This is a genomic window from Nostoc sp. CALU 546 (genome assembly GCF_048836525.1).
This window is the reverse complement of the sequence record NZ_JAWJTF010000009.1, coordinates 109,488-116,314: the sequence shown is the minus strand read 5'-3', so window position 1 is coordinate 116,314 and position 6,827 is coordinate 109,488. Positions and strand designations below refer to the sequence as shown.

Genomic DNA, 6,827 nt, shown 5'->3' with positions numbered 1-6,827 from the left:
AATGACAAATGACCAAAAAATGAAATTGCCACGAACGACTTTAATTTTGATAGTGTTAGCCTTGGGTTTAGGTGGTTTTGTTTACTTCTATGAAATTCGGGGCGCAACTGTACGAGAAGAAGCAAAGGAGCAAAAGCAGAAAATTTTCTCTTTTGCAGAAGATGATGTCCAGTCCTTAACGGTCAAGACAAAAAAACTCACCTTAAATCTGGAACGTAGCCCTGAATCTAGTAACCCCAAGTGGTTAATCAAATCTCCGATATCTGGCCCAGCAAATGACGCTATTGTTTCTTATTTAATGGATTTGCTGGTCAAAGGTAATAGCGATCGCACTTTATCAACTCCAGCAAAAGAGCTTGGACAATTTGCCTTAGATCAACCCCAAGCAACTATCAATATCACCCTGAAAAACCGACAAAGCCATCAATTAATTTTAGGAAAATCTAACTTTAACGGTCGTTTCTTATATGCTCATACTGACCCAGCTACAAAACCCGATGGAAATATAAATGTACTATTGGTATCTACAGATTTTGCAAATGCCGTGAATCGGGAATTATCAGAGTGGAAGCAACCTGTAGATAATAGTCAGAAACTACCTGGACTCAGCACCCCTTTACCAACTCCGACCAATGGTAAATGAGCAATTACGCTTTCTGTGGTATGTTTCGGTAACGCCCAGTCAACTTAGAGCCAAGGCGAATAGAATTGGAGGTTTATAGCCGTCTTTTTAACGTCAAGTTGACTTCAAATCTCACTAGTTTTTCTAAGTTACTATGACAAATCCGACAGCAACACTGCTAATTTCCTGCCCCGATCAACGGGGATTGGTGGCGAAATTTGCCAATTTCATCTACTCTAACGGTGGTAATATTATCCATGCAGATCAGCATACAGACTTTGCCGCTGGGTTATTCCTCACGCGCATTGAATGGCAGTTAGATGGGTTCAATTTACCGCAAGAATTTATTGCCCCTGCTTTTAATGCGATCGCCCAACCTTTAGGTGCTAAATGGGAAATACGTTTTTCTGATACAGTACCACGCATAGCTATCTGGGTAAGTCGGCAAGACCATTGTCTATTTGACTTAATTTGGCGACAACGTGCCAAAGAATTTATTGGTGAAATTCCTTTAATTATTAGTAACCATAGTAATCTCAAGATAGTTGCAGAGCAATTTAATATTGACTTTAAACACATTCCTATTACTAAAGACAATAAATCAGAACAAGAAGCCCAACAACTAGAATTACTACGCCAGTACAAAATAGATTTAGTTGTATTGGCGAAATATATGCAGATTGTTAGTGCAGAGTTTATTAGTCAATTTCCACAAATTATTAATATACATCATTCATTTTTACCAGCATTTATCGGAGCAAATCCTTATCACCGAGCTTTTGAACGTGGGGTAAAAATTATTGGCGCAACGGCTCATTATGCCACTGCCGATTTAGATGCAGGCCCAATTATTGAACAGGATGTGGTGCGAGTCAGTCACCGTGATGAGGTTGATGATTTGGTGAGAAAAGGCAAAGATTTGGAGAGAGTTGTATTAGCAAGAGCGGTGCGATCGCACTTACAAAACCGTGTATTAGTATATGGGAATAGAACAGTAGTATTTGAGTGATTTTATATGCGAATGAATGTAATTTTACGAGAGATGAGTATAAAAATATTAAGAGTTATCGCTGGGTTTGCGAAAGCGAAGTTAAATAGTTAATAGCCTGACAGTATGAAGATATTATGATCCGTGACAACTTCATCGTCCGCAAAATGAACAGGTCGGAAATTGATTTGGCGATTACTTGGGCAGCAAGCGAAGGTTGGAATCCAGGAAAGTATGATGCTGAATCTTTTTATCAAACTGACAACAATGGTTTTTTCTTGGGCGAGTTGAATGGTGAGCCAGTGGGGTGTATTTCTGCTGTTGCTTACGATCAAAACTTCGGCTTTCTCGGTTTTTACATTGTGAAACCCCAGTTTCGTGGGCAGGGGTTGGGTATGAAAATTTGGAAGACTGCAATGGATTATCTAGGTGCTGACCGTAACATCGGCTTAGATGGTGTAGTAGCTCAACAAGATAACTACAAAAAGTCTGGTTTCCAAATCGCTTATAAGAATATTCGTTATCAAGGGGTGGGTGGCGGTGTTATGCCTGCTGGTATCATCGAACTGAAAACTGTGCCTTTTGAAGATTTGGTGGCTTATGATTGCCAAATTTTTCCTTCTAAGCGTCCACAATTTCTGCGGCATTGGATTGAACAGCCGGAAAGTACTGCTTTCGGATTTATCAAAAATGGATATCTTGTTGGTTACGGAGTTATCCGGCCTGCCCATACAGGTTTTCGGATTGGGCCACTGTTTGCTAATGATGAACAGATTGCTGAAGTATTATTTCAAGCCTTGCTTGCAGAAAATCCTCATGCCCCAGTGTTTTTTGACGTGCCAGATGCAAATGTACAAGCTATTAACCTAGTTCAACGTTGCCAATTGCAGACAGTCTTTGAAACGGCTCGGATGTACACTAAAGAAATTCCTAATTTACCTATTAATCGCGTCTTTGCTGTGACAAGTTTGGAACTAGGTTAGAAACTGACAAACTAATGAATGTGTTTAGACACTTAGTATACAATTTTACTGTAAGCGCGTGAGTTTTTCTATGAGTCTATGATAATAGAACAGTAGTATTTTGTACCTTACGTTGGCGTACCCTCTCGTAGAGAAGTTTAAATCTGCTGTATATACAAACAAAGTCCGCGTAGGCGGACTTTAAAATAGTTATTTCAAGAATTGCCGTTGCTGTTTTACTTAGCTGAAACTAACTCTGTCTCATCTTTCGATTTATCTCTGATTTTAAAGTAGTAATAAAGATTACCAACAGTTAAGTCTGATGCCTGTTGCAAATTAGATGTAACTAAAGTTTTATAACCAGTAATTCCAGCTTGTTCACTAATATAAAATTCGTACTCTCGACGTAGTTCAGGCTCGAATAAAAATAACAACTGGTCACGAAGTGAATAGAAATGGGATTTTTCGGTTAAATTTTCATATACTAATTGTTCTGGCGGTTCTACTAAATTGATTGTGGAGTAGTGAGTATCTGTACTATTAAAATCAGCGCTACTTAAAAGTTTTAAATCTGATGAAGGAAGCGATCGCATCCAATCAACATGATTTTGCCACGAATCCAATACCGCTAAATCATGATTTTTAATGCGGATAATTTCGGGAAAGAGAAAATCAAGCTCATCATGTGATTCGCAGCGATTAATCACAGTGAGAGCATCTTCACAGATTTTATCTTGGAGTAGGATAAGGCGATCGCTCACTGCTGAAATCTCATTCTGCACTTGATAAGTTGCAACAATCGCCTGTTCAATTGCCCAAGCGCATTCAAGTCTGCGTAATTGACCAGCTGCACAGGTTTCTTCCAGTAAATGGGGATTGCTGTAATCTGCTAAAGCCGTAAACAACATTCCCCTAACGCCATCAATCTCAGCGTTTCTTCGGCTGAAATCTTGCAATTGCATCGCTGAACGGAAGCGGTTTATCGCCTGGATAAACACTCCATACGCTCTCACTAAAGCTGTGCGGTGTTGTTCAAATTTGATGTCTTGGGCTACTTGTTCGATTATTTGTCTAATTTCTACTCCTTGGTCTTTTAAGGCTTGTTTCAAGTCAATAAAGCCGTTTTTAACTTCCAGCCTCATTTGTTCTACTTCTTTTCTTAATTTCATTGTTTGGTGTAGGTTTACTGCTGTCAGTGCTACACCTGCTATTGTTCCCACACCTATCAAGGCTGTAGTTGCTTGCAGCACACCCAAGCTAGTCTGTATAGTTTGCAATCCATTCAGTACTGCTGTAAAGCCTTGCTGAGTTTGATACATCTGCGCCCCACTAGTAACAAAATTTGAAGCAGCTACCAGTGGTGATAAAGGGCTGTTGTTGACAGTAGCACCAATAGCATGACCAACAAACTGTCCGGTAACTGTATCTCTAGCCATGCTTAAAGGCACTCCATTGCTCAAGACTTGTAGATATTTACTACTTTCAATACCAGCTTGAATTGCAGGCGCAAATTGGAAAAGCATATTTTTAGGTTGCTAAAAGCTAATTTTCTTGAGCCTAACTGGTATAAAAAAGTAAATATAACCGTATTTATTCGGTATATTAATAAATTTTGTCTAAATCTGGGCATACTAAGCCTGAAAACTTATTGCCTTACATAGTTTATGGATACTTCACTAGTTACCTCTCAAACTGTTGAGCTATTGTCGCAGATTACTGGACAAAAACTGGCTCAAAAAAATCTCACGCCGCCCGTAATATTTCTGGCAAATTTAGTCACGGTGCTGCTAGGAGTAATATTTGTAGATGGCACAGTAGCAGAGTCAGAAAAGCAACGTTTACTAACAACCCTTTATCGATTTAGTCTTCCAGAAAGTGATGTGCGTAAGTTGACACATTTAATGATTAAGGGTGTCAAAGATAATCAAGTTTATAAGCAAGTTAATAGCTTACTAGCATTGGCGGCTCCACTTTCAGAGTCAGAAAAGCTTTTGTTAATTGGATTTGGCTATGAAATGTCAGCAGCAGATGGAGAAATTGACCCCCACGAGAAAAAATATTTGGAGATACTTGCCAAGCATTTAGGTATTAAACCACAACATTTAGCAATTTTAGAAGCTGGCTTTACTCATCAAGAAAATGCCGAACCTCTTGCTTTAAATGAAGTGCATTTTTTACTCAATCCTGCTCGTTTTCAAGAACTGGATACTATATTTGTTAAGGCTGCTAGTGATATGTTATCCACTCTACCTGCTAAACCAAAACACAAAATAACTAAACCGTACAAAAATGTATCTTACGGAGAATTGAAAAAGTTCCAAGAATATCGCAGAAAAGTAGACAATTGTTGTTATCAGCTATTTCAGATAATCCAAGACTGTACCAATCGTGGCTTCTTGCCTCACACTTTGATAGAGGAGTTAGGGCAAGTCTCACAAAAAGTACAATACCAGCGCTTTCGGATATCAGTACTAGGGGAGTTTAGTCAAGGAAAATCAACTTTACTTAATGCCTTACTAGGTGAAGAAATTCAACCTGTGAGAGAGATTCCTTGTAGTGGTATGGTAACAGTTTTAAAATATGGAACCCAAAAGCGGGTAGTCTGTCGTTATAAAGATGGACGGGAAGAAGAAATTCCTTTTGAGCAATATCAAATAAAAGCAACAATTTCAGAAGATGCAGCACTTGGATGTCTCAGTGATGAACTAGCACATGATGAAATTGATGAAATTGTTTTTGAGCATCCTGATTTAGAGTTATGCAGTAGTGGGGTAGAAATCGTAGATTCTCCAGGATTAAACGAACATCCTGACCGCACCGCCATTACTCAAAAACTGCTGAAGGATACGGATGCAGTTATATTCCTAACTAATGCCTCCCGTTCTCTAACTCAGGTAGAACGCGACTTACTCCAGGATGTGAGAAATCAACTAAATCATGGTGAAGAAAATGAACCTGCTAACAATCTTTTTGTAGTAGGAAATTTTATAGATTTAGTCCGTAGCGAAAAGGGACGTGAGCAAGTTCGACAGAGGATCGAAAGATTTGTACAAGGTCAAAATCCTATAGTTGCAGGTGAAAACCGTGTTCATTTTATTTCTGCTCAAGCTGCCCTGGATGCAATTTTACGGGGAGATGAAGATGAGTATTTCAACGCGTTCCAAAATTTTACCCAGTCTATTGAAAACTTTTTGACGTTTGATAGGGGAACAGTCAAAATTAAACACTCTATTAATCAAATAAATAGAGTTATCGAAAAAGGTTTAGATGGGCTATATAAATCGAATGGTACTTTAGATGGAAAAATTCAAATTTCTGAAGCAGAAAAGCAGAAAATTTTAGAAAAAATAGGAGAAGCTAGTGGACGCGATGTCAGAATCCGTCTATTGGCAGATCACTTGATAGACAAAGTATTTGATCAAACTGCTGAATCTTGGGATGAGTGGCGTGAAGGATTGGGCGATCGCATGGCTCAAAAGAGCCAATATTGGAATTCTGAACACAGCCCTGTTTTTAGCCAAGATAAGCTCATTAGAGATTATACAAATCAATTTATTAGAGATTTGTCAACAGAAATAGACCAATGGGGAAATGAAAAACTTAAGGAAGTCATTTTAAAAGAAAATATTAAGTATTTAGATACTAGTATTGCTTATGAATTAGATGCAATTCAAGGCGAATTTAACAGCCTAGACCAAAACATACAAACCAATTTTAGCAAGCAACTTCAAATTTCTATTGATGGTATAAATGATGACTTTACAGGTATGGGAGGATTTGGCAGTGGTGTTGGAATAGGTGGTGCTTTAGCAGCTGGATTAATAGTATTTACAGGACTTGGTTTTATTGCCGTAATTGTTGCAAGTGTAGCTGCTGCAATTGCAGGTTCGTTTGGTTTTGGAATGCTAGACTTTGATGGACTTAAAGACCAAATAAAAGGGAAAGTTTTTGAACTAGGATTTGAAAAATTCGATGAGTCAATGGATAAAATATTCGATAAATTAAATGAAATAGTTAACTCAGTCTTTGAAAACCGAGTTGAATCAGCTAGTCGAGTCATCGCACAAGCGATCGCACTTTACGAAAATCTCCTCGAACAGCAGGAAAAGGCTCACAACGAAACTTTGGAACAACGTGAGGCTGAAAAGATGTGGATTTACCAAAAGCGCCAAGAACTTGAGCAAGTACAGGATGGGCTGGAAATCATTGTCAGTAAATGCACGATTGTTTAATCACATTCCTTTTGTAACTAATC

At 38.5% G+C, this 6,827-nt stretch carries 5 protein-coding genes; 4 read left to right on the top strand and 1 reads right to left on the bottom strand.

Translation table 11 applies throughout. The features are described from left to right. Positions 1–19: 19 nt before the first annotated feature. The 3 genes from RRG12_RS07095 to RRG12_RS07085 all read left to right on the top strand — a co-directional run bounded on the left by RRG12_RS07095 (position 20) and on the right by RRG12_RS07085 (position 2,593). The gene (locus RRG12_RS07095) at positions 20–643 is read left to right on the top strand and encodes a DUF4340 domain-containing protein (RefSeq protein ID WP_420758832.1); all 624 of its coding nucleotides are present in this window, start codon (positions 20–22) and stop codon (positions 641–643) included. Positions 644–776: 133 nt separating this feature from the next. Further along, on the top strand, positions 777–1,631 hold the full coding sequence (gene purU / locus RRG12_RS07090) for a formyltetrahydrofolate deformylase (RefSeq protein WP_420758811.1): 855 nt from the start codon (positions 777–779) through the stop codon (positions 1,629–1,631). A 116-nt stretch (positions 1,632–1,747) separates the two neighbouring features. After that, on the top strand, positions 1,748–2,593 hold the full coding sequence (locus tag RRG12_RS07085) for a GNAT family N-acetyltransferase (protein ID WP_420758810.1): 846 nt from the start codon (positions 1,748–1,750) through the stop codon (positions 2,591–2,593). Between the two features lie 215 nt (positions 2,594–2,808). Here the strand turns inward: RRG12_RS07085 and RRG12_RS07080 are convergent, their stop codons facing one another. Continuing rightward, complete coding sequence (locus RRG12_RS07080) at positions 2,809–4,095, bottom strand: hypothetical protein (protein ID WP_420758809.1); 1,287 nt, start codon at positions 4,093–4,095, stop codon at positions 2,809–2,811. Positions 4,096–4,236: 141 nt separating this feature from the next. Between RRG12_RS07080 and RRG12_RS07075 the strand changes: the two genes are divergently transcribed. Continuing rightward, complete coding sequence (locus RRG12_RS07075; RefSeq protein WP_420758808.1) at positions 4,237–6,804, top strand: dynamin family protein; 2,568 nt, start codon at positions 4,237–4,239, stop codon at positions 6,802–6,804. Positions 6,805–6,827 lie beyond the last annotated feature (23 nt).

Excerpts from the sequence above, each read along its gene's own strand:
- RRG12_RS07095 (WP_420758832.1), top strand. The coding sequence starts at position 20 with ATGAAATTGCCACGAACGACTTTAATTTTGATAGTGTTAGCCTTGGGT.
- purU (WP_420758811.1), top strand. The coding sequence starts at position 777 with ATGACAAATCCGACAGCAACACTGCTAATTTCCTGCCCCGATCAACGG.
- RRG12_RS07085 (WP_420758810.1), top strand. The coding sequence starts at position 1,748 with ATGATCCGTGACAACTTCATCGTCCGCAAAATGAACAGGTCGGAAATT.
- RRG12_RS07080 (WP_420758809.1), bottom strand. The coding sequence starts at position 4,095 with ATGCTTTTCCAATTTGCGCCTGCAATTCAAGCTGGTATTGAAAGTAGT.
- RRG12_RS07075 (WP_420758808.1), top strand. The coding sequence starts at position 4,237 with ATGGATACTTCACTAGTTACCTCTCAAACTGTTGAGCTATTGTCGCAG.